At 65.7% G+C, this 23705-nt stretch carries 17 protein-coding genes and 1 pseudogene; 1 reads left to right on the top strand and 17 read right to left on the bottom strand.

The window, feature by feature from the left end:
• Positions 1-4: 4 nt before the first annotated feature.
• The 13 genes and pseudogenes from EAH73_RS00965 to EAH73_RS00905 form a co-directional block, all read right to left on the bottom strand.
• Positions 5-1078: a dipeptidase gene (locus EAH73_RS00965; protein ID WP_140464435.1), complete on the bottom strand. Its 1074-nt coding sequence runs from the start codon at positions 1076-1078 to the stop codon at positions 5-7.
• A 3-nt stretch (positions 1079-1081) separates the two neighbouring features.
• Positions 1082-2206, bottom strand: a complete 1125-nt coding sequence (locus EAH73_RS00960; RefSeq protein ID WP_240047092.1) for a D-TA family PLP-dependent enzyme — start codon at positions 2204-2206, stop codon at positions 1082-1084.
• Positions 2207-2671: a RidA family protein gene (locus EAH73_RS00955; RefSeq protein ID WP_140464434.1), complete on the bottom strand. Its 465-nt coding sequence runs from the start codon at positions 2669-2671 to the stop codon at positions 2207-2209. It abuts the gene before it with no gap.
• Positions 2672-2678: 7 nt separating this feature from the next.
• A pseudogene (locus EAH73_RS00950) lies at positions 2679-4004 on the bottom strand (gluconate:H+ symporter).
• A 7-nt stretch (positions 4005-4011) separates the two neighbouring features.
• The gene (locus tag EAH73_RS00945; protein WP_140464433.1) at positions 4012-6279 is read right to left on the bottom strand and encodes a family 20 glycosylhydrolase; all 2268 of its coding nucleotides are present in this window, start codon (positions 6277-6279) and stop codon (positions 4012-4014) included.
• 198 nt (positions 6280-6477) lie between these two features.
• Positions 6478-6873, bottom strand: coding sequence for an RNA polymerase sigma factor (locus EAH73_RS00940; protein ID WP_140464432.1), 396 nt, complete (start codon positions 6871-6873; stop codon positions 6478-6480).
• A gap of 591 nt (positions 6874-7464) precedes the next feature.
• Positions 7465-9642 (bottom strand): family 43 glycosylhydrolase, encoded by a 2178-nt coding sequence (locus EAH73_RS00935; protein WP_140464431.1) that lies wholly within the window; start codon positions 9640-9642, stop codon positions 7465-7467.
• Positions 9643-9766: 124 nt separating this feature from the next.
• On the bottom strand, positions 9767-11431 hold the full coding sequence (locus tag EAH73_RS00930) for an alpha-L-fucosidase (protein ID WP_140464430.1): 1665 nt from the start codon (positions 11429-11431) through the stop codon (positions 9767-9769).
• Between the two features lie 71 nt (positions 11432-11502).
• Positions 11503-12519 (bottom strand): zinc-binding alcohol dehydrogenase family protein, encoded by a 1017-nt coding sequence (locus EAH73_RS00925; protein ID WP_140464429.1) that lies wholly within the window; start codon positions 12517-12519, stop codon positions 11503-11505.
• A 10-nt stretch (positions 12520-12529) separates the two neighbouring features.
• Positions 12530-13363 carry an amidohydrolase family protein gene (locus EAH73_RS00920; protein WP_140464428.1) on the bottom strand — a complete coding sequence of 278 codons (834 nt, stop codon included), beginning with the start codon at positions 13361-13363 and terminating at the stop codon, positions 12530-12532.
• 16 nt (positions 13364-13379) lie between these two features.
• Complete coding sequence (fucP, locus tag EAH73_RS00915; protein WP_140464427.1) at positions 13380-14633, bottom strand: L-fucose:H+ symporter permease; 1254 nt, start codon at positions 14631-14633, stop codon at positions 13380-13382.
• 84 nt (positions 14634-14717) lie between these two features.
• Positions 14718-15095, bottom strand: coding sequence for an L-rhamnose mutarotase (locus EAH73_RS00910; RefSeq protein WP_140464426.1), 378 nt, complete (start codon positions 15093-15095; stop codon positions 14718-14720).
• A gap of 113 nt (positions 15096-15208) precedes the next feature.
• Positions 15209-16141 carry an aldo/keto reductase gene (locus EAH73_RS00905; protein ID WP_140464425.1) on the bottom strand — a complete coding sequence of 311 codons (933 nt, stop codon included), beginning with the start codon at positions 16139-16141 and terminating at the stop codon, positions 15209-15211.
• Positions 16142-16446: 305 nt separating this feature from the next.
• On the opposite strand from EAH73_RS00905, the gene EAH73_RS00900 reads away from it, so the two are divergent.
• Positions 16447-17454, top strand: coding sequence for a LacI family DNA-binding transcriptional regulator (locus tag EAH73_RS00900; RefSeq protein ID WP_140464424.1), 1008 nt, complete (start codon positions 16447-16449; stop codon positions 17452-17454).
• Between the two features lie 155 nt (positions 17455-17609).
• Here EAH73_RS00900 and EAH73_RS00895 read toward each other — a convergent pair whose 3' ends face one another.
• From EAH73_RS00895 to EAH73_RS00880, 4 genes are all read right to left on the bottom strand, one after another.
• Complete coding sequence (locus EAH73_RS00895; protein WP_140464423.1) at positions 17610-19388, bottom strand: glycoside hydrolase family 13 protein; 1779 nt, start codon at positions 19386-19388, stop codon at positions 17610-17612.
• Positions 19389-19480: 92 nt separating this feature from the next.
• A complete protein-coding gene (locus EAH73_RS00890; RefSeq protein ID WP_140464422.1) occupies positions 19481-19873 on the bottom strand; it encodes a VOC family protein in 393 nt (130 codons plus the stop codon).
• Between the two features lie 72 nt (positions 19874-19945).
• On the bottom strand, positions 19946-22018 hold the full coding sequence (locus tag EAH73_RS00885; protein ID WP_140464421.1) for a glycoside hydrolase family 65 protein: 2073 nt from the start codon (positions 22016-22018) through the stop codon (positions 19946-19948).
• Between the two features lie 116 nt (positions 22019-22134).
• Entirely contained in the window at positions 22135-23703 is a 1569-nt protein-coding gene (locus EAH73_RS00880; RefSeq protein WP_140464420.1) for a RagB/SusD family nutrient uptake outer membrane protein, read from the bottom strand.
• Positions 23704-23705 lie beyond the last annotated feature (2 nt).

Genomic DNA, 23705 nt, shown 5'->3' with positions numbered 1-23705 from the left:
AGGCCTACCCCCACGCCTGGCGCAGAAACCGCAGCCAGTTGCCGTGCATCAGGCCTTCAATATCAGCCGGGCGGTAGCCGCGCTTAGCCAGCAGGGCCGGGATGGTTTGCAGGTCGGCGATGGTTTCCAGGTCGTAGGGGCACTGCTCGCGGCCGAAGGCACCGTCGAGGTCGGTGCCGATGCCCACGTGCCGGGCGCTGCCCGTGAGCTGGCAGATGTGGTCGATGTGGTCCACCATCACGGCCAGGTTGCAGCGCAGGGCCTCGGGGGTCGATTCGCCCCGCACCCAGCCGGGCACCATCATCCAGGCATCCAGCGCCGCACCGATGACGGCGCCGCGCGCCGCCAGGGCCCTAATTTGGTCGTCGCTGAACTGGCGGTTGTGGGGCACCAGGGCCCGGCAGTTGTTGTGGCTGGCCCACACGGGGCCCTGGAAGTGGTCGAGGGCTTCCCAGAAGCTGTCGTCGCAGAGGTGCGTCGCGTCGAGGATGATGTTGAGGCGCTCCATTTCCTTGAGCAGCGCGCGGCCCTGGGGCCCCAGGCCGCCGGTGGCGTCGGTGCCCTGGGCGTAGCGGCCGGGGCCGTAGTGGGCCGGCCCCACGGCGCGCAGGCCGCGGGCGTGCGCCTGCGCCAGGTAGTCTACGGTCACCAGCGAGTCAGCTCCTTCCAGGCTCAGGATGTAACCCACGGGCTTGCGGGCAGCGGGGGTCGCCGCGTCGGCCCAGAGAGCCAGGTGCTGCTCCAAAGTGGCTAAGTTGTTGACTTGTAACATCTCGCCGGCGGCTTCCATCGCCTCGTACCAAGCCAGCTGGCCCTGGGTTTGGGCCCAAGCCTGGGCGGGGGAGTGCCAGCCGGGCAGGGGGTTGTCGGGGGCCACGAAACGCGCGATTTGGGTGGCCACCACCAGGCCCACGCCGCCCTGGCGCAGGGCGGGCAGGCTCACCGTGGCCCGGCCGCGGTCGGGACGGTCGGTGAGGCCGGCTTCGCGGGCGTTGATGGCCGCCACGGGCAGGGTCAGGTCGCGGTTCCACTCCAGCGCGTTCATGCTCAGGTCGAGGTGGGCGTCTACAATCAGCATGCGCTAGAGGGTAAGGGCGCGGGCGCGGGCGGTGGTGGGCCAGGCGCCGGCTACGCGGTGGTTTTCAATAGTAACGGCCCGGTCGTGGAGGGCCACCGTAGGGCAGATGTGGTGCGGCATCCCGTAGAGCAAATCGCCCAGCTGGTACCCGTGGCCGGGCCCGGCCTCCACCACCAAATGCTCCTCGCTGTGGCCCACCACCCGCAATTCGGGGGCGTTGAGGAAGGTCACGCGCTTATCGAGCGGGCTTTCAGAGGCCACGGCCTTGTGCCCCAAGTCCAAGCACAGCCGGGTAGCATCGGGCAGCGACACCACCCGGCACAGCACCAGCGCGGCGGGCGCAAACGGCTGCTCGGCAAAAGCCCGGCCGTAGCCCCCATCCCAGTAGATGAACGTGCCGGGGCTGCACTCCACGCCCGCCCGGGCGGCGTGCACCGGGTAAGTGGGCGTGCCGCCCGCCACGATAACCGGGTCGAACCCCGCAGCCCGCAGCTCCTCCGCCAGGGCCCCCACCGGCGCAAAGGCGGCGTGGCAGCGGGCGGTGCGCACGGCCAAGTCCTCGTCGTGGATGTGGCCGTCGTAGGCGTGCAGCCCCAGCACCGCCAGGTGGGGTAAGGCCGCGCACTGCTGGTAGAGGGCGAAGGCCACGGCTGGAGCGATGCCCGAGCGGTTCATGCCCACGTTCAAATCGAGGTACACGCGCACCGTTTGGCCCGCGGCCCCGGCCAGCGCGCTAAGCTGGGCCGCCGCCTGCGGGTGGTCCACCAGGCAGGCAAACCGGGTGGCCGGGTACTGCCGGAGCAGCGCTATAAACCGCGCGGCTTTGGGCCCCACGGGCTGGTAGGCCAGCAGCGCGTCGGGCACCTGGCACTGCCCCAGCAGCTCAGCTTCGGCAATGGTGGCGCACTTGAACTTGGTGATGCCGGCGGCCAGCGTCAACCGCACGGCGTCGGGGCACTTGTGCGTTTTGATGTGCGGGCGCAACCGGCCCACATCGTCGATGCTCGCCACCAGCTGCGCCAGGTTGCGCCGCACCCGCTCGGGGTACACCACCAGGGCCGGCGTGTCCACCGTTTCGGCATCTAGGATATTAAACCACTCCTCCATGTCGGGGCTGCTTAAAACCAATTACGCCAGCTCAAATAGCGCCTCGATTTCCACCGGAATATTATCGGGCAGCGAGCCGAAGCCCACGGCGCTGCGCACGCCCACCCCGTGCTCGGGGCCCCATACCTGGGCGAAGAGCTCGCTGCACCCGTTGATGATGAAGGGGTGCTTCTCAAAATCGGGCGTGCAGTTGACCATGCCCAGCACCTTGATAACGCGCTTCACCTTGTTGAGGCTGCCCAAATTGGCCACGATGGTGGCCAGGATGGTGAGGCCCACCTGGCGGGCGGCGAGCTTGCCGGCCTCTTGGTCAAGGTCGGCGCCGATGCGGCCGATTATCAGGCTTTTATCGTCCTGCACGGGGCCGTGGCCCGACACGTAGAGGTAGTGGCCATCGATCAGGCAGGGCTTGTACACGCCCAGCGGGGCGGGGGCGGGGGGGAGGCGCAGGCCGGTTTGGGCGAAGTTTTCGTCGGGGGTAGGCATGAGAAAATTAGTAGGTAAGCAATTGATTGAGAAGTAGTACGCCGCCCAGGCCCATGAGGCCCACCAGGGCTTCCATCACGGGCCACGAGCGCAGGGTGTCTTTCACGCTGAGGCTAAAGTATTCTTTGAACATCCAAAAGCCGGCGTCGTTGACGTGCGAAAACCTGAGGCTGCCCGCGCCCACGGCCAGCACCATCAGGTTGGGGTTGGTGGGCGTGTGCAGCAGCAGGGGCCCCACCAGGCCCGCCGTGGTGAGGCCCGCCACCGTGGCCGAGCCCACGCAGGCCTGCAGCACGGCCGCCATAAGCCAGCCGAGCAGCAGCGGCGGCAGGGCCACGTGCTAGAGCAGCCCGGCCACCTCGGCGCTGGCCCCGCTGTCGGTGAGCACCTGCTTCAGGGCCCCGGAGGCCCCGATTATCAGCAAAATCATGGCAATGTCCTTCACCGCCTCGGCAAACAGGGCCATGAGCTGCGGCATGGTTTTGCCCAGGCGCAGCCCCACCGCGTAGGTGGCGTAGGCCACCGCCAGCAGCATGGACACCGAGGGCTGCCCCACCAGCGCCACCACGGCCTGGCCGGGCAGCCGCCCGCCCGCCACGAAGGGGTAGGCGGCGGCCACTGCCAGCAGCAGCACGGGCAGCAGGGCCGTGAAAAAGCTGTTGGCCGTGCCGGGCACCTGGGCCGCGGGACCAGGGGTAGGGGCCCCGGCAAAGGCTTCGAGCGGCCGGGCGGCCAGCCCCTTCAGGGTGCGGGCAAACAGGGGCCCGGCCACCACAATGGTGGGCACGGCCACGGCCAGCCCGTAGAGCAGCGTCAGGCCCATGTTGGCGTGAAACTGCACCGCCAGCGCCGCCGGCGACGGGTGCGGTGGCAAAAACCCGTGCGTGACCGAGAGGGCCGCCAGCATGGGCAACCCGATGTAGATGGCCGACAACTTATAGCGCTGGGCAATGGAAAAAATGAGCGGCACCAGCAGCACAAACCCCACCCCGTAGTAGAGCGGAATGCCCACCACAAACCCCGTGACCACCAGCGCCCACTGGATGTGGCGCACCCCAAAGGCGCGCATCAGGGCCCCGGCCAGCACCTGGGCGGCCCCGCTTTCGGCCAGTAGCTTGCCCAGCACCGCGCCCAGGCACAGCACCAGCGCCAGCGAGTCCAGCGTGTCGCCCAGGCCCTTTTCTACCGACTTGGGTATCTGGGCCAGGGGCATCCCCAGCAGGGCCCCGGCCGCAAACGCCGTAAGGAGAAAGGCCGCAAAGGCGTTGATTTTACAAACGGAAATCAACACGACGAGGCCGGCAATGCACAGCAAAACGAGGGTGAGGGTCACGGCAAAATCAGTTTACGAGTAGCTCATCCAGCAGCAGCCAGGCCTTGCCGCCCGCCCCATACTCCCCGGCCGGAATAAGGCCCTGGCTCACGCCGCGCACCCGCACATAGCGGGCCTGCACCGGCGCCACGGTGGCCCGCACCGGGTTGATGCCATTGATTGGAAAATCGGTTTGGCGGTACACGTCCTGGTAGTTCACTCCATCCAGTGACACCGCGAAGACCAGCTCCCGCGGGGCCCACATCTTCTGCCAGTGGTAATTGAGCACGTTGGTACCCAAGGCGGTAATGCGCTGCGGGGCCCCCAGGTCGAAGGTCGCGTCGAGGTCGGTGCCGCTGAAGCCCACCCACTGCCCGTCGTTGTAGCGGGGGCTGCCGGCCACGCCGTTGGTGAGCACGGCCGGGCTGGGCGCGTAGCTGCCGGCCGGCGGGTGGGCCAGCACCACGGGCTTGCCAGTAGCCAGGTTGATGTTAAACTCCTTCGCATAAAGCGGTTGCACCCGCGCCGCGCCCACAAACAGGCCCGCCCGCACCACGCCGCTGCGCGCCACGGCCAGGGGTCCCACGTAGCGCGGGCTAAGGGGGGTAGGGGCCTGGCCGTCGGTGGTATAGTGAATTTCGCCCACCGCGGCGCTGGTGCGCAGCTCCAGCAGGGGCAGGCCGCCGGGGCCCGTGCGCAGCGTGTCGGTGAGCTGGTCAAAGGTGCGGTTGGCGGCCACGCCCAGGGCGCGCAGATGCCGGTCGTGGGACCGCGTCCGCGCCAGAAAAGCGGGGTAGTTGCGCGCCGCTCGGGGCGACCAGGCCATTTCGGCCAGCGCCAGCAGGCGCGGGAACATCATGTATTCGGCCTTGGCGGGGGTAGGCATGTATTCCGTCCACACGTTGGCCTGCACGCCGCGCACGTAGCCGGCCTGGGCGGCGGTGAGGCCGGCCGGCACGGGCTCATAGCCGTAGATTTTGCTGAGCGGCAGGTAGCCGCCGGCCGCCAGCGAGTCGGTGGGCCGCAGCGACTGGTAGTAGTCGAGGTACACGTACCTCTCGGGCGTCATGATGACGGGGTGGCCCAGGCGGGCCGCCGTCACGCCGCCCTGCTCGCCGGTCCAGCTCATCACGGTGGTGCCCGGCGTGAGGCCGCCCTCCAGTATCTCGTCCCAGCCAATGATGCGGCGGTTTTTGGTGGCCAAATGCTGGCTGATGCGCCGGATGAAGTAGCTCTGCAAAGCGTGCTCGTCGGGCAGGTGCTCGGCCCGCATCCGGGCCTGGCACTTGGGGCAGGCCTGCCAGCGCCCCTTGAGGCACTCGTCGCCGCCAATGTGCAGGTAGCGCGACGGAAAAATAGCCGCCACCTCGTCCAGCACCCCTTCCAGAAAGGCAAACGTGTCCTCATTGCCCGCGCAGTACACGTCGTCAAACACGCCCCAAAACGTGGCTGCCTGGTAGGGGCCCCCGGTGCAGCCCAGCGCCGGGTAGGCCGCGAGTGCCGCCAGCGCGTGCCCCGGCATTTCAATTTCGGGGATGACCGTGATGTGGCGCGCCGCCGCGTAGCGCACCAGCTCGCGTGCCTCGGCCTGGGTGTAGTAGCCGCCGTAGCGCTGCCCGTCGAAGCGGTGCGGCAGCTCCTTTTTGTGGCCAATAAGCGTTTCGCTGCGGTAGGCCGCCACGGTTTGCAGGCGAGGGTAGCGCTTGATTTCAATGCGCCAGCCCTGGTCATCGGTGAGGTGCCAGTGCAGGGTGTTGATTTTGTACAACGCCAGCACATCCACCCACTTTTTCAGCACCGGCAGCGGAAACATATGGCGGCTCACGTCGAGGTGCATGCCGCGGTAGGCAAAGCGCGGGTAGTCGTCCACCACGCAGCCCGGCACGCGCAGCGCCCGGCCCGTGCCCGCCGGCAGCAGCTGGCTCATCGTCTGCAAGCCATAGAAAACGCCTGCCGCGTCGTGCCCCGTCAGGGTAATGCGCTGGGGCCCCACCACCAAGCGGTAGCCCTCGGCCTGGGGCACCGCCCGCGGGTCGAGCCGCAGGTAGATGCCAGCGCCCACCGGCCTGCCCGGCCCATCCGCCGGCGCCCCCAGCGCCAGGTGGCCCACGCGGCGCACGTACTCCCGGAACCGCGCCGCCGCTTCCGGCGCCAGGCCCGGCCCGGTGTGCACCATTGTGCGGCGCGTGAGCACAAACGGTGCGCCGCCCACCCGCACTTGCACCGGCTGCGGAATAATCGGCAGTGGGGCCCCCAGGGCTCTACCCCCCCTCCCCAGGCCCAGGCTCAGTAGCACCAGGCACAGCGCGGTTCGGAGCGGGAATCTTGTTTTCAGCTGTTGTTGCAAAATGGGCCTCCTCGATTAACCAGCTTGGTGTCGCCTTCCACGGCGATGCCGCTTTGCTCGGCCACCGCCTTGTATTCGAAGGTACCGATGGGCGTTTTCACAGGCGCGCCGAAGCGGCCGTCGGCGCCCACCGGCACCCACCGGCACCTAGGCCGAGTATTGCCATGGGTCGGCGTACAGGGTTTCGACCCGGCCGCGGTAGGGGCGGTAGGCGAAGCGGGCGCGGGTCACGGTTTTGTTCTTATAGTTGTATAGGCGGCCGCTCAGGCGGGCGCGGGCTTCCAGCTTGCGGAACAGGATGCTGCGCAAGGCTTTGTAGAGGTAGTTTTTGACCGACAGGGGCGTGCCGAGGCTGGCCCGGCTGGCCCACAGCTTGATGAACAAGTCTTGCGCGGTGTCCTCAATCAGGGTCCGGTCGCGGGTGAACTTGTGGCCGTAGTTGGTCAGCAGCTTGATGTTTTGGTTGTACAGCTTCGTGTAGGCCTCCCAGTCGCCGCGCTTAAATTGCTGCCAAAGCAACTCGGTTTCTTCGGTGGAAGGCATCTGCTGTTGACAATCAAGGAAAAGCCTGCGGGCCGCAACGGCTGGTGCGCCAAGCCAGCGGCCCAAGGAGAAATGTGCCGGAAAGGCATTGCCGGGGCTGCTGCGGGGTTGGCCCTGGCGGGGGGCGTTGCGCAGCATTGGGGGCCCCGGGTGCACCGCCGCCGCGTGGGCAGCCAAGCTGCTGTGCTTCGCAAACTTAGGCCAGCATGGGTTTCTACGCAAGCCTCAACAGTGGCAATAGTTCACTTTCATCATCGCATTGCACAAAAAGCGAGTTGGAGCCCCCGCGCCCTTCCGCGCCGCGCAACCCGCTTGCCCGGCGGTTTGGCTCCCCCACCCGCGGCAAGCGTGGGCCGCTTGGCAAGCCAGGCTCCAGCTTAGTGCGGCGCAGATGGGGCGGGCTCCCCGCACAGGTTAAAAAAGAAGAGCGCCGGGCTACACCGCCCGGCGCTCTTCTTTTTTAACCTGTGCGGCTTTGTGGGGCCCGGCGGGGCACAGGCCCCACGCCCGGTATGCGCGCTGCCCACGCGGGCCGGCTACGTGCGCCTGCCGGGGCCGGCCGTGGTCAAGTTAGGGCCCCCGGCCCGGCCGCTACTTCACCCGCACCGGCTGAATACCGGCGTGCGTCGGCTTCACCGGCTTGATGCTGCCGTCGGCGTTAAACTCCAGCTTGTCAATGCACACCTCGCGGTGGTAGCCAGGGCCATTCATGGTAATGCCCTTCGGGTAGGTGAAGCGGTGGTACACGATATACCACTCGTCGCGCCCCGGCACCTGAATGACCGAGTTATGGCCGGTGCCGTAGATGCCCAACGCCGGGTTTTTGGCGATAACCGAGTTATTGGCGGGCACCGTAATCTTGCCCAGCGGCGTGTCGGAGGTGCCGTAGCGCACCTGGTAGTTGGGGCTGCCGGTGTCGTCCTCGCTCCACATAAAGTAGTATTTGCCATTGCGGTAAAAGGCATAGGCCCCCTCGCGGAAGGTGTTATCGGGCGTCATCACCTGCGTAGTGCCGGGTTTCAGGCTCGTCAGGTCGTCATTCAGCTCCGCGCCGGCCATGTAGCCGTTGCCCCAGTAGAGGTAAAATTTGCCGGTTTTGGGGTCGCGGAAGGCGGCGGGGTCAATCTGCTGGCCGCCTTTCACGCCCTCGGGCAGCTTGTCGAGCAAGGGCTGGCCCGAGTCTTTGAACGGGCCGGTGGGGCTGTCGGCCAGCGCCACGCCAATCTTGGCGCCCGCGCAGAAATAGTAGGCGTACTTGTAGCCAGTGGGCGTTTTTTGCTCGATAATGGTCGGCGCCCAGGCGTTTTTCTTCGACCAACTCACATCCTTCGGCAGGTCCAGAATCACGCCCTCGTCCTTCCAGTTCACCAAATCGGGCGACGAGAACGTCTTGAAATACGTGCCCGACCAGCCATCAAACCCATCGCTCGTGGGGTAGAGGTAAAACTTGCCGTTTTTCTGCGAATACAGGATATCCGGGTCGGCGTAGTAGCCGGTCAGCGCGGGGTTGTGGGTTTCGGTCACGCTCACTTGGTAGGTGCGCTTGGCCGCCCCTTGCCCTACCGTGTAGGTCACGGGGCCTTTGGCAAAATTCTGCGGGCCGCTGGGCGACACCGGCAGCGCGGAGCTACCAAGTTGAAGGTCGAACGCATTCAGCTTGGTACCGGGCAAGGCCAAAAAGGCGACCTTGCCGGCCGCGCTGTCCACCACGGTATTCAGCTTGCGGATAGCCGGGTTTTGGGCGGTCAGCAGCACGTCGGACGGCACCATCCAGCGCTGGGCCAGCCGGCTGGCTTCAGCAGCCGTGATGGGCAGCACGGTGCCGTGCCGCGGGTGAAAATTCATGCTGATATCCTGGTCTACCACCGTGAAGTTTTGCAGGTCGCGGGTGCGGGTGAACTGGTACTTGCCGCTGGTGTAGCGGTCGTACATCAAGATGTAATCCTCTGAATCATTGAGCTTAAACGTGCCCGCGCCCTCCACCGGGTCGGTGGTTTGCTGCACGTAGTTAGCGCGCTGCACGTAGCCGCTGGTGAGCTTGTCCGAAACGGCGATTTTGATGCCGTTGCCATTGCCTTCGGTCTTGAAGAACAGGTAAAACTTGCCATCCTTGGCCACAATGTCGCCGTCGATGCACGAGCCGTTGTTGGGGCTAAAAAACAGCTGCTTGGGCTCGCCTTCCAGGTCGGTAAAATCCTTATTGGCGTAAGCATAATAGATTTTATCGGGCTCCGAGCCATACTGCAAGGATAAGTAAACCATGTACTTACCAGCCTTGGCATCGTAGATGGTTTGCGGGGCCCACACGCGCTTCAAGTCGTCTTGCTTGGTGTAACGCTTCTGAAAATTAATGGCGCTGTGCGTCCAGTTAATCAGGTCGGTGGACTTCAGTAGCACCATGCCCCGGTTCGAGCTCCAGCCCTTGGCCGACACCATGTCCGTCGCTACCATGTAAAAGGTTTTGCCATCGGCCCCGCGCAAAATGTGCGGGTCGCGCACGCCACCCGTCTCGCTGATGGCGGCCGAATTAATGACGGGCCGGTCGCTATTGAGGGCCGTATAGTGGTAGCCGTCGGGGCTGAGGGCGAAGCGAATGGCCTCTTCCTTCTTGTCGTTGCCGGTGAAGTAGGTAAAAAGGTAGGCGCTGGGCTTGGCCGGGGGGGTAGGCGGCCCGGCGGCGGCTGTTGTGGCCAGCCCAAGCACGAGCAGGCCGGCCGCGCCGCAGCGCCGCAGCGCCGCAAAAAAAGTACACAATCGATTGTGAATCATGGGCAAGCGTAAGAGTGTGAGGCCCGCTCGCCGCGAACTGCTCGAAAGCAGTGCACGGCAAGCCAGCTGGTTAGGCCGGCAAGTTAATGTAAATGGCTAGTCGCCCCCAAATTTTGGGGCCCCGCTACGCCGGCACAATCTTCAGCGCGTAGGCAATGGCGTTGGGCTTTTGCGCGGGCAGCACCACGGCCAGCCCGTCTTTGGTGTGTTCGAACTTGAGCTTGCCCGGCGCGCCCAGCAGCTCTACTTGCTTGACTTTGCCGGCGTAGTGCGGCCCGCCCACGGCCAGCGACTTGAGCAGCAGGCGCCCGCTCGTGGGCCAGCCCAAGGCCGTAGCAAACAAGGTTTTGCCCTTCGTGACGTACCGAATATCCTCGGCCCCGAACGGCTTGCCTTTGCCCTCGTTGAAGCCCTGGGCGCTGAGGGCGGCTGCACCTTCCTGGGCCGGGCCTTCGCCAAATATTTTCCAGGGCCGGGTGCCGTAGATGCTTTCGCCGTTGGCCTGCATCCAGGCGGCAATGTCCTCCACGATGGCGCGCTCCTGGTCGTCGATGCTGCCGTTGCCGCGCACGGGCACGCTTAGCAGCAGGTTGCCGTTTTTGCTCACCACGTCCACCAGGGTATGAATCACGGTTTGGGCGCTCTTGTAGCCGTGGCGGTCGTAGATGCGGCGGTCGTAGTGCCACTGGCCCAGGCAGGTATCGGTTTGCCAGGGCAGGGGCTCAATCTCGTTGCTTTGGCCGCGCTCAATGTCCCAGACCATGCACTTGCGCTGCTCGGGAGTCAGGATTTTGCCGAAGATAACGGCCTCATTACCGCCCCCGTGGCGCTGGGCGCTGGTGTTGTACATGTGGGCCGCAATGCGCAGGCCGGCGTCGTTCACGGGCCACAGCGGCAGGGCCGTATCGTCAAAATACACCAGGTCGGGCTCGTATTTATCCAGCAGCTCGATGGTGCGGTTGTAGAACTTCTCGCAGTATTCCTTGCTGGGCGGGGTCACGCCGTTGCCCCAGTTCCACTGCCGGTGCACCGAGCCGTTGTCGAGGCTATTTTCACTCAGGGGGTGGTTTTGGGCGTACAGGGCCTGGGGGTCGTAGCCCTGCCACCACAGGCCCTGGCCGTCGGCGGTGGTCACTTTGCCGTCGTAGGGCACGCCGGCCAGGGGCCCCATCTTGTCGGCGCGCTGGGCCGTTTCCAGCCAGCGCCAGGCGTGGGCGGCGTGCACGCTCACCCCAAAGCGCAGGCCCTGCTTTTTGGCCGCCTTGGCCCAGCCGCCCACCAGGTCTTTTTTGGGCCCCACGCGGGTCGAGTTCCAGGGCTGGTAGGTGCTGTTGTAGAGGTCGAGGTTGTCGTGGTGGTTGGCCAAGCACACGAAGTATTTGGCGCCCGCTTTCTTGTACAGCGCCAGCAGCTCCTCGGGGTTCCACTGCTCGGCCTTCCACACGTTTATCACGTCCTTGAAGCCAAACTTGGAGGGGTGCCCGTACTTCTCGACGTGAAACTTGTACTGGTCGGAGCCCTCCTCGTACATGCCGCGGGCGTACCAGTCGCCGCGCTCGGGCTCGCATTGGGGCCCCCAGTGCGCCCACAGGCCAAACTTGGCATCCCGAAACCACTCGGGCGTCTGGTACTGGGCCAAGGAATCCCAGGTAGGCAAAAACTTGCCGGCGGCCGGGGCGGCTGGCGCGGCCGGGGCCAGGGGGCTCCAGTTCAGGCCCGCCACCACGCTGGGCAGCCAGGCGGCGGGGGCGGCCAGGGCCATGTTCTTGAGCAGCTTTCTTCTATTCATCGTCAGCAGGGAAGGGAAAAAAGGAGGAGGCAGGGCCCGGGCGCTTGCGCCCTGGCCGCCCGCGCCACGTGCTAGGGCAGCTCAATCATGGCCTTGATGACCCCATTGGCAGGGTCGAGCCAGCCCGCAAACTCCTCGGCCACCTGCCCGAAGGCCACCCGGTGCGTGATGTAGGTGGTGGGCTGCACCTGCCCGGATTTTAGGGCCCCAACTACCTGCTCGAAGTCCGCACGGGTGGCGTTGCGGCTGCTCATGAGCGTGGCCTCGCGCTTGTGAAACTCGGGATGCGCAAAGCTGATATCGCCCTTTTGCAGGCCGACCAGCACGTAGCGCCCGCCGTGGGCCAGGTAGGCAAAGCCCTGGTTGATAGCTCCCAGGCTGCCCGTGGCGTCGATGACCACCGTGGGCATGTCGCCGCCGGTGAGGGCAGCCAGCGCGGCGGCCACGTCCGTAGTGCGCCCGTTGATGGTGTGGGCCACGCCCAGCCGTTCGCGGCAAAAAGCCAGCCGCTGCTCGTTCACATCGAGGGCGATAACCCGCCCCCCCGCAATGCGGGCAAACTCCATGATGCCCAGCCCAATGGGGCCCGCGCCCACCACCAGCACCCACTCGCCGGGCTGCACGCCCGCCCGGCGCACGCCGTGCGCCCCAATGGCCAGCGGCTCCACCAGGGCCAGCTCGTCGTAGCCCAGGCCCTGGCCGGCCACCAGCGCGGTGGCCGGCACGGCCAGCAGCTCGGCTAGGCCGCCGTCCACGTGCACGCCGCACACCTGCATGTGCACGCAGCAGTTGGGCTTGCCCGCGCGGCAGGCCACGCAGTGCCCGCAGTGCAGGTAGGGGATGAACGTAATGGCTTCGCCCACCGCGAAGCCCGCCGCGCCGCCCGTGTCCACGAGCTCGCCGGCCAGCTCGTGGCCCAGCACGCGGGGGTAGCTGAAAAACGGTTGCGTGCCCTCAAAGGCGTGCAAGTCGGTGCCGCACACGCCCACCCGCCGGATGCGCAGCAGCGCCTCGCCGGGCCGGGGCGCGGGGGCCGGCCGGTCTTCATAGGCGAGGGTACCGGGGGCGAGGCAAACGAGGGTTTTCATAAGCGAGGTTTTAACTGTCAATAGAATAGAAGCTGGCCGCGTTGCCGCCCCAGAACCCGGCCTGCTCGCTGGCCGAAAGCGCGGCCACGTAGCCCTGGGCCACGCCCACGGCCGCCGCGTAGCCGCCGGCCACGTTGCACACCGGCCAGTCGGAGCCAAACAGCACCCGCCCGGTCCCGAAGGCTTCGAACACCACGTCGAGGTAGGGCCGGAAATCCTGGGGCTGCCAGGCGTGCCAGTCGGCCTCGGTCAGGAGGCCCGATGCCTTGCACCACACGTTGCCGTGGGCGGCCAGCGCCCGCACGTCGCGGGCCCAGGCGTCGATTTCCTGTGCTTTGATGGGCGGCTTGGCCAGGTGGTCGAGCACGAAGCGCTGCTGCGGAAAAGCGGCCGCCAGCTGGCCGGCGTAGCGCAGCTGGTCGGGCAAGATGAGTAGGTCGTAGGTGAAGCCCAGGGGCCCCAGCGCCGTTAGGCCGCGCCGGAAGGCGGGCGTCAGCATCAGGGCCCGGTCGGCCTCGCCCTGCAGCACGTGGCGGAAGCCTTTCAGCTTGCCAAACTGCTGGTAATAAGCCAGCCGCTCGGCCACGTCGGGGGCCTGCAAATCCACCCAGCCCACCACGCCTTTAATGAACGGGTGCGCGGCCGCCAGCGTCAGCAGCCAGTCGGTTTCGGCCTCGCTCTGGCTGGCCTGCACCGCCACGCAACCCCCAAAGCCGTGCTGGGCCAGCAGGGGCCCCAGGTCGTCGGGCCCAAAATCGCGCCGAATGGCCGCCATGTCGGGCGTTATCCAGGCATCGCGCTGGGCGTTGTACTGCCAGAAGTGCTGGTGCGCGTCAATTCTCATGAGGGGGATAGGGCGGCTAGTGGGCGGTGGAAAGGGTGAGGTGCTTCACCGAGCTGTTGCGCAACGCAAAGCCCAGCACCACCAAAAAGCAGAGCGCGGGCACCAGGTAGGCCGTTTGGATGGTGCTGGCGTCCGACACGTGGCCCATCACCACCGGCAGCACGGCCCCGCCCGCAATGGCCATCACCAGCAGCGCCGAACCATCCTTGGTGCGCGCCCCCAACCCCCGGATGCCCAGCGAAAAGATGGTGGGGAACATGATGGACATGAAAAACTCGACCCCCAGCAGCGCGTACACCGCGCCCGTGCCGTGCAGCGTAGTAGCCAGGACGAGCAAGCCCACATTCAGCACGCTGTAGAGGGCCAGCAGCCGCGCCGCCGGCACGTAGCGCATGAGCACCGTGCCCAAAAAGCGCCCGGCCATGAACCCAAACAAGGCCACGGCCAGGTACTGGGCGGCCTGCTTCTCCTCGAAGCCCGCCACGCTGCCGGCAAAGCGGATGAAGAAGCTGCTCACGCACACCTGGGCCCCCACGTAGAAAAACTGCGCCAGCACGCCAAACATCAGGTTTTTTTGCTGCCACAAGCCGCCCTCGGCCACCGTGTCAGTCGTTTCCTCGGCCAGGGCGGGCAGGGGCGTGCGCCACAGCAGCAGCGCAATGAGCAGCACGAAGCCGCCGATGAGCAGGTAGGGGCCCTGCACGGCCACCGCCTCGTGGTCGAGGTAGGCGGTGCGCGCGGCGGGCGCGAGCGCGGCCAGTGCGGCGGGGCTCGGGCTGTTGCCCGATAAGATGAAGACGCCGCCCAGCAGCGGGGCCAGCGTGGCGGCCAGGCCGTTGAACGACTGCGCAAAGTTCAGGCGCTGGGTGGCGCCTTCGGGGCTGCCCAGGCCGGTGATGTAGGGGTTGGCCGCCGTTTCGAGGAAGGTGAGGCCGGAAGCAATGACGAACAGGGCCCCCAGGAAAAAGGGGTAGGAGCGCAGCGCGGCGGCAGGGTAAAACAGCAGGGCCCCGAGGGCGAACAAGCCCAGGCCCAGCAGCATACCGCCCTTGTAGCCAAAGCGTTTCATGAACTGCCCGGCCGGCAGGGCCAGCAGGAAGTAGGCCAGGTAGGAGGCCGAATCGATGAGCGCCGACTGGCCATCGGTGAGCTGGCAGGCCTTCTTGAGGTGCGGAATCAGGATCGGGTTCAGGTTCAGGGCAAAGCCCCAGAGGAAGAACAGGCAGGTGATCAGGCCAACGGCAAACGTGGTGGAGCGGGCAGCAGTCAAGGGCGTGTGGGAAAAAAGCGGAAGAAAGCAGGCAGGGGAAGGCGGCGGGCCAGGGCCCCCGGGGGCCCTAACGCGGCCCCGGGGCTAGGCGCCGAGCTGGTAGATGCGCTCGAGAAGCTGCCATTTTTCGGCGGCCGTGGCGTCGGGGGTGGTGTGCTGGTAGGGGGCCACCAGGGCCTCCCACTCGGCCTGGCGGGGCTTGGCGGCCAGCGCCTGCATGGCCTGGTCGTGGTCGAAACCGGGCACGGTGTCCATGATCATAAAGGCTTGGCTGCCTGCCAGGTATATTTCCATGTTCAGGATGCCCACTTCGCGCATGCCCTGGGCGATTTCGGGCCAAGCCGCGCCGGGCGCGTGCAGGCGGCGGTAGGCGGCCAGCAGGTTGGCATCGGCTTGCAGGCGCAGCGTCTTGCAGTAGCGCTTAAACAAGGGGGCAGGGCGGGCTTCTTCGGCAGGGGCCATTGGGTGGGGAGGGGGTAGGGGAAGTAGGAATTAAAAATTAAAAGTGAGGAATTAAAAGTTTATTCAGGGCCTGTGTCCTTTTCAATCCCTCTTTTTTAGTTTTTAAATCCCCCTCAGGAATTGTCCCAGGTTTCGCCCAGCACGGGGTGTAGCAGGGCGCGCACCTCGCGCAGCAGGGCGGGGTCGGGGGGCGTTTGTGCCCATTCGATGTTTTGCCGCATCAGGCGGGGGCAGGCGGCGCTCACCAGCGTAGTGGCCAGCCCCGGGTGGCTCACTGCAAATTGAATGGCCAGTTGCTCAATAGCATAGCCCTGGCTGGCGCAAAATGCCGCCGCCTGCCGGGCATGGTGCCGGAGCGCCGCCGAGGCCGGGTGCCAGGCCGGGGGCCCCTGGGCCGAGAGCAGGCCCATGGCCAGCGGGGCGGCGTTCACAATGCCCACGCCGCGCTCCTCAAAGTAGGCCACGTGGTCGGCCAGCGAGTCATCGGTCAGGCAGTAGTGGCAGAAGGAAAGCACCGTGTCGAGGGTGCCGGCCGGCACCCGGTCAAGGATGTGGTGCAGCTTGGCCAGCGGCAGGCCCGTGATGCCCACGTAGCGCACCTTGCCCGCCGCCTTCAGCGCCAGCAGGGCCGGGATGGTTTCGTGAATCACCTGGTCGGGGTCGGCAAACTCCACGTCGTGCACGCTCAGCAGGTCGAGGTAGTCGGTGTGCAGGCGGGCCAGGCTTTCGTGCAGGCTCTGGGTGACGCGCGCGGCGCTGTAGTCCCAGGCTTTCACGCCGTTGTGGCCGTAGCGGCCCACCTTGGTCGAGAGCAGGTACTGCTGCCGGGGCAGGGTGCGCAGGGCCTGGCCCAGCACGGCCTCGGCCTTGGTGAAGCCGTAGTACGGTGCCACATCAATGAAATTGACGCCCTGCGCCACTGCCTCGTGCACCGTGCGAATGCCCTGCGCGGGGTCAATGTCTTCAAATACCCCCCCCAGGGCCGAGGCCCCCAGGCTCAGGGGCGATACGTGCAGGCCGGTGCGGCCAACTTGGCGGTAGTGCATGGGGTGGGTGGGAGAAGGAAGAAGACAGGCAACTTAATTGGCCCCGCCAAGGGCTGTAGTAGCCAAAGCTAAGCCGGTAAAATCAACGGTTATCAACTAATTATCCCCTTTTCTTCGCAAACCTTTGCGCAAAGGTTTGCGAAGAAAAAATACCCGCCGCTGGCCACTTCGCCGGTTTCGTAGCAGCGTGGGGGAGGCCGGGCGGCGGCGCGGCGCCCAGTGCCCAGCCTACTTGTGCCGCCCAGCCTGTACTATTATCAAACCATGACCTCGAAAAAGTACCAAGCCACAGAAAGCACGAAGCTATGAGCAAGCGCCCCGTTTCGCTAAAGACGCTGGCCCAGGTGCTAAACGTTTCCATATCAACCGTTTCGCGCGCCCTGCGCAACCACCCCGACATTAGCCCCGAGCTCACGCAGCGGGCGCAGCAGCTGGCCCGGGAGCTGCACTACAGCCCCAACCCGCTGGCCATAGGCCTGCTCAAAAACGCCACCCGCATCATCGGCGTCATTGTGCCGGCGCTGGTTACCCACTTCTTTGCCTCCATCATCAGCGGCATCGAGAGCGTGGCCATTGAGCGGGGCTATTACATCGTTATCCGGTGCAGCTACGAGAGTTTTGAGAAGGAGCAGGAGTGCTTAGCCAACCTGCTCCAGCTGCGCGTGGAGGGCATTATCATGTGTTTGTCTCAGGAAACAAGCACCTACGCCCACTTCGACCCCCTGCTGGCCGCCGACATCCCGCTCGTGTTCTTCGACCGCGTGTGCCGCCCCGCCGAGGTGCCCACCGTGGTGGTCGACAACCAAGCGGCGGCCTGCGGCATCACCCGGCACTTCGCGGCGCAGGGGCGGCGGCGCATCGCGCACATTGCCGGCCCGCCGGCACTCAACATTAGCCAGGAGCGGGTGCTGGGCTACCGCGAGGGCCTGGCCGCCGCGGGCCTGCTCTTCGACGCGCAGCTGCTCGAGCTTTCCGACCTGAGCGCCGACAGCGCCACCGCCGCCACCCAGCGGCTGCTGGCCCTGCCGCAGCCCCCCGATGCCATCTTCGGCGTGAACGACACCACCGCCTTCGCCGCCATGAAGGAGATTAAGCGCCAGGGCCGGCGTATTCCAGCCGACGTGGCCCTGGTGGGCTTCACCGACGAATACCACGCCACGGTGGTTGAGCCCATGCTCACGTCGGTGATGCACCCCACGTTTGAGATGGGACGCACGGCCGCGCTGCTGTTTCTGGAGCAGGCCACCGGCCCCGTACCCCCGCGCCAGGTGGTGCTGGCCACGCAGCTGGTCGTGCGCGAGTCGTCGTTGTAGACGGCGGGCAGCGTTTGGGGCCCCCAGGCAGCGGGTTGGCCTCGGGGAATTAACGTTTTCTGAATTTGGATAAAGGAATACTTGTAAAAAAAAGCGTTGCTGCTGCGGGCAGAAATGCTTCGCGGCGCCCTTTTCGCCCGCGCCTGGCCATCACCCTAGCGCAGGGGCAGCACCACGGCTTGCCAGGGCTGAAGCGCCAGCGTGGGGCCCGTAGCAAACGCCGCGGCGTAGTTGTTGAGCCAGGGCAAGCCGCTGGCGGCCAGGCCGGTGGGCAGCAGCCAGCGTTGCGGCGCGGCCGAGAAGTTGAGCACCACCAGCACCTTTTCGGGCCCCAGCGTGCGGGTGTAGGCGTAGATGCGGGGGTTGGCCGCGTCGAGCAGCTGGTACTGGCCGTGCACGAGCACCGGGTGGGCCTTGCGCAGCGCCATGGCCCGGCGGAAGTGGTTCAGCACGGAGCTAGAATCCTGGTTTTCGGCGGCTTCGTTGACGGTGAGGTAGTTGGGATTTACCTTAATCCAGGGCGTGCCGGTGGTGAAGCCGGCGTTGGCCGTGGCGTTCCACTGGAAGGGCGTGCGGCTGTTGTCGCGCGAGAACTTTTGCAACGACCGGAGGTAGGCCGCCGTGTCGCCGCCCTGGCTCTTGACCAGGGCAAAGCCGTTGCGGGCGGCCACGTCGCGGTAGTCGGCCATGCGGCCAAACCGGATGTTGGTCATGCCCAACTCGTCGCCGTTGTAGCAGTAGGGCGTGCCGCGCATGGTGAGGATGAACGTGTTAAGCAGCTTGGCCGAGGGCCCCCGGAACGCCGGCCGGTCGTCGCCGAACTTGCTGGTGATGCGCGGCTGGTCGTGGCTGCCGAGGTAAATCGACTGCCATCCCTTCTGGGCAAAAGCGCTGTCCCAGCGCGTGAACACGCGCTTGAGGTCGGTGAGGCGGACGCCTTCGGGGCCGTTGCCCACGCCCACGGCGTCGAAGTGGTAGGTCATGTTCAGCTCCTTGCGGGCGGGGTCCACAAAAAGCATGGCCTCGGCGGGGTTGCGGCCGGCGCCCTCGGCCACGGTCATCAGCGGGTACTTGCTGAGCACCTCGCGGTTCATTTCCTGGAGGTAGTCGTGCAGGTGGGGCCCGTGGTTGTAGGCGTCGGTGAAGGTGCGCTCCGTCACGCCCGGGATGGGCGGAAATGCGGGGTCTTTGGCCACAAATTGGAAGGCGTCCATGCGGAAACCGTCGATGCCCTTATCGGCCCAGAAGCGCATGATCTGGTACACTTCCTGGCGCAGCTTGGGGTTGTTCCAGTTCAGATCGGGCTGCTTTTTGGAGAAGTAGTGCAGGTAGTAGCTTTTGGTGGGCGCGTCGTACTGCCAGGCGTCGTGCTTCACGTCGAAGGTGCTGTAGCGGGCCGGGGGCGTGCCTTTTTCGGCGGGCCACCAGTAGTAGTAGTCGCGGTAGGGGCTGGTGCGCGAGGCCCGGGCCGACTTAAACCAGGCGTGCTCGTCGGAGCTGTGGTTCACCACCAGGTCCATCACCAGCTTGATGCCGCGCCCGTGCAGCCCTTTGAGCAGGGCGTCGAAGTCGGCCATCGTGCCAAAGTCCTTCATAATGCCGCGGTAGTCGCTGATGTCGTAGCCATTATCGTCGTTGGGCGAGCCGTAGATGGGGTTGAGCCACACCGTGCCCACGCCAATGCTCTTCAGGTAATCGAGCCGCGAGCTGATGCCCGGCAAGTCGCCGATGCCGTCGCCGTTGCTGTCCTGGAAGCTGCGCGGGTAGAGCTGGTACACCACGGTTTCCTTCCACCAGTCGGTGGCCTGGGGCCCCTGGGTGGCCGCCGTGGGGGCCCCGGCGGTGGCCGCGGTTTCGGTTTTGGGGCTCGGGTTGCAGGCGGTGGCCAGGCCGGCCAACAGCGCGCTGGCCAGCGCAATACGGGAAGGATGCATGGGAAAATAAGGGGGGTGAAACGTAGCCCGGGGCCCCCGGCAGCGGGGGCTGCGGCCTCAGCCAATGGGAAGAAATTGCGGCAGCGGCTTGCTTAGGCGGGCAGCTGGTGGGCTATTTCAATCAGGTTTTCGTCGGGGTCGTAGACGTACACCGACAGCAGGGGCCCCAGCGCGCCGCTGCGCCGGATGGGGCCCGTCACGACCGGCACGTGGTGGTGGGCCAGCCACGCCAGCACCTCCGCCACCGGCGTATCGGTCAGGAGGCACAAGTCGGCCGAGCCGGGGGTGGCGTGGCGCACGTTGGGGTCGGGCACGTGGGCGGCCGGGTGCAGGTTGATCTTCTGCTGGCCAAACTTGAGGGCCCAGCGCCCGGGCTGAAATTCTTCCGCCGCCATGCCCAGCACGGCGGTGTAAAAATCCCGCGTTTTTTGCAGGTCGGCCACGGTCAGCACCAAGTGGTCGAAGCGTTTGAGGGCAATGGGCATGGAACGGGACAGGGAAAAATGAGCGATGGGTACTTGCTCATTAACGGAAAACAGGGCCCCCGGCGGCGGCGGCTAGCGGCCGTTGGAGTAGGTTTTGTGCTGGGGCCCCACGCCGGTGATTTTCAGCGACTGCCAGCCGGTGGGCAGGGTGGTTTTGCGCTGCACAAGGCCGGTGGGCGTGATGTCGAGCCCGCCGAAGCCCATGAGCACGGCTTGCAGCACGCCGCCCGCGCCGGTGGCGAAGTAGGGGTTGGTGCCGCCCTTGGTTTCGGCGATGACGCGGAAGGGCGGCAGCAGGTTGGGCTCGTAGGCATCTTTGAACCACAGCTTGGCCTTGTCCGCATTGCCGAGCCGCGAGTAGAGCAGCGCAAAGATGCCCTGCGTCATGGCCGGGGTGCCCTCGGTGGGCACGCGGGTTTCGTAGTAGGCCAGGTCCTTGCGGATTTGGGCGGGGTCGGTAACCGTTTTCAGCGGGTAGGCCAGCAGGTTCACGTCGCCCTGCTTAATGCCCTCGCCGTGGTAGGTGGCATGCTCCTGAATCACGCCGTCGGCCATTTTCAAGATGGGAATGTTCTGGGCCACGGGCAGCCAGTCGGGGTGGGCGCGCAGGCCCAGCAGCTGGGCGGCGGCGGCGGCGTTGCGCAGGTTCACCTGGGCGGCGGCGTTGGTGAAGGCGTCGTTGTCCACGTTTTCGGCCCACTCGTCGGAGGCCACCACGTTCTTGATGTCGTAGTGCCCCGGGCCGTTGCGCTCCACGCGGCTGGCCCAGAAGTCGGCCGTGGCCGAGAGGATGGGCCAGCCCTTCTCGCGCAGCCAGTCCTTGTCCTGCGTCACGCAGTAGTACTGCCAGGCGGCCAGCGCCACGCAGGCCGAAATGTGGTGCTCAAACGGACCGCTCAGGGCCCACACCGGGGTTTCCTCCACGCCCGAGTCGGCGCTTTCCCAGGGGTACATGGCCCCTTGGTAGCCGTGGGCGAAGGCGTTGCGCCGGGCCGGCTCCAGGCGCTGGAAGCGGTACTCCAGCAGCGACTTCGCGATTTCGGGGTGCAGCACCAGCAGCGCCGGGAACATCCACACGTCGGTGTCCCAGAACACGTGGCCGTTGTAGCCCAGGCCCGAAAGGCCCATCGGCGAGGGCGAGTAATCGGTGCCCGCCCGCGAGAAGCTATAGAGGTGGTACATCATGCTGTGCACGTCCTGCTGGGCCTGCGCGTCGCCGGTAATCTGAATGTCGCTGGTCCACAAGTCTTTCCAGGCCTTGGCGTGGAAGTCGAGCAGGCGCTGGCGGCCCTCCAGGCGGGCAAAAATGGTGAGGCGCTCGGCCTCGTTCAGCGGGTCGGGGTGGTGGGCCGAGGTGATGCTGGAGCCCGCAATGGCCCAGCCGTAAGTTTGGCCGGCCTTTAGGGCCTTGCCAAATTTCATCAGGTGCATGTTGTTGTCCCACATCTCGTGGATGATGCGGGGCTCCTGCCCGTGCGGCTCCTCAAACAAAAAGCTGGTGGAGGCGCACAGCTGAATCTTGCCCGTCGGGCTTTTGGCCGACGAGGTGAGCAGGCTGAGCGTGGCGTGGGGCCTATCGATTTCGTTGTAGTAGTTCTGCACGTCGCGCAGGGCGTCGGGGGCCTCCATCACGCTGGCCGCGGTCAGGTTCACGTCCTTCTTGGCCGTGATGGACACATCCAGTAGCACCGTGAAGGGCAGGTGGCGCAGGGCGTAGTAGGTGTAGCGCACCGTGGCCTTGTCGGCGTAGTCGAAGGTTGTCGTCAGGGACGCCCGCTGCATGTCCAGCTCCTGGCGGAAGTTGGTGGCATCCTGGGGCCCCAGGCGGCGGCCGTCCACTTCCAGGTACATGTTCAGCAGGTTGAAGCTGTTGAGGAAGTTGCTCACCCGGCCGCGCCCGTACTGGTCGTAGGCGCCGGCCAGCACCACGCTCTTCACCTGGAACGGCACCGGCGCCGACACGATGCCAATTAGCCCGTTGCCCACCGTGACGCCGTAGTAGTGGTTTGGGTCCACCTTGTCGGCAGCGATGCGCCAGGGGTCGGGGGCGGCGGTTTGGGCCCCCACGGGGCCCCAGGCCGCCGACCACAGCAGCGCCAGCGTGCCAAAAGCCAGGCTCGATTTAGTAAGAAGGGTGCGTAGCATCCGAAAGGGATAAGCGGTGAAAAATGGCCTAAAAGAAAGGAGGATAAGCGCGTGCTTATCCTCCTTTGCATTGTCAGTAAGCAAGCGCCGTGGGGCCCCAGGGACCCCTAAGCAGCTTAGTACCCAGGGTTCTGAGTCAGGTTGGGGTTCACGGCCAACTGCTGGTTCGGAATCGGGAAAATCAGGTACTTGGCGTCGCTGGTTGTGGGGCCCTGCTCGATAGCGCCCAAGTACTTACCGAAGCGCACCATGTCCTGGCGGCGCCAGTTCTCCAGGTACAGCTCGCGGCCGCGCTCAGCAAACAGCGTGTTCAAATCGAGGCTGGCCAGCGCACCGGCGCCACGCGAGGCGTTGGTACGGATGGAGTTGACCAAGGCCAGCGGCGTGCTGCCGTAAGTGCCGGCCGTGGTGCCCGTGCCGCCGCGCAGGATGGCTTCGGCCTTCATCAGCAGCACGTCGGGCAGGCGGAAGTGCACCATGTCATTGTCCGTCGTACCAGCCGGGTTGTTGGTGAAATCGGGAGGGTACTTCATCGGCCGGATGCCGGTTACCTCCAGGTTTGAGCCGGTTTCGATCAGGTTCACCTCGCGGGTGAAGGCCAGCGGGGCCCCGGTGCGGTCCTTGAGCGCGACATCAGTTGTGGTGGTCAGGTCATACTGCTGGCCGATCAGGAAACCCACGTTCTGGTGGTTGAAGCGGTTGGTCGGGCCGTTGGTGTACTTGTACACCTGGCCCCGGCGCAGGTCGCTGGCACCAAACGTGTCGTAGAAGCTGGGCAGCGCGCACGGGCCGTTGTAGCCGGTGGGCGACATGTTGTAGTGCGAGATAAAGCGCCATAAATCGTACTGCGCGCCGCTGCTCACCCCGCCAATGTTCAGCTCCGTGAAGATGTTCTCGGTGCCGATGTTGGTGTTGTCGGGGGCGAAGTTGTCGAAGTAGTTTGAGGCAAACTTGTAGCGGTTGCTGTTGATGATCTGGTCGGCCAGGGTAATCACCTGGTTCATATCAGCCGCGGCAAACGTGGGCGCCGACCGGTTGGTGTACACGCCCCGGTTGAGGTAGCACTTCATCAGCAGCACCCGGGCCGCATCCTTATTGGCGCGGTACACCGGCGCATCGGGCAGGTTGGCCAGCACGGCGTTTACCTCGCTGATGATGAAGTCGAGGGCCTCCGTGCCTTTCCGCACGCGGGCGTTGTTGGCCACTAGCTCGCCCGGGTCGCGGTACGGTACCTGGTCGTAGAGGTCCAGGGTCCAGTAGCTGGCAAAGGCGCGTACAAAGCGGGCCTCCGACTGCTGCTGGGTGCTGGCGTTGAACTCGGGGCGCAGCACGTCGGTGGCCGCGAAGATGACGCCGCCCAGGTTAGCAAAGGCGTCGCGGATCTCGGGGTGGTTGGCGTCCCAGTTGTGCAGGTGCAGGGCCCGCCACTTGCCGTTGTCGTCCCAGTCGCCCGCCCGGGTGGGCATAATGCGCTCATCGGTGGTTACCTCCGACATGGCAAAAATCTGGGTAGCTCCTTGGAACGGGCTGCGCATGGCGTTGTAAGCCCCATCCAGGATGGAAGAAGCGTTGCCCGCGCCAATCTGGTTGGGCGTCAGGCCGGCCTGGAACTCCTCGTTGATCTTGCAACTATTCGCTAATTGCAACAGGGCCAGCATGGCCGCCGCGCTGAGTATCTTTTTCATAA

The sequence above is a fragment of the Hymenobacter nivis genome, from assembly GCF_006439025.1.
Taxonomy (GTDB): Bacteria; Bacteroidota; Bacteroidia; order Cytophagales; family Hymenobacteraceae; genus Hymenobacter; species Hymenobacter nivis_A.
This window is presented reverse-complemented; position numbering and strand designations above follow the sequence as displayed.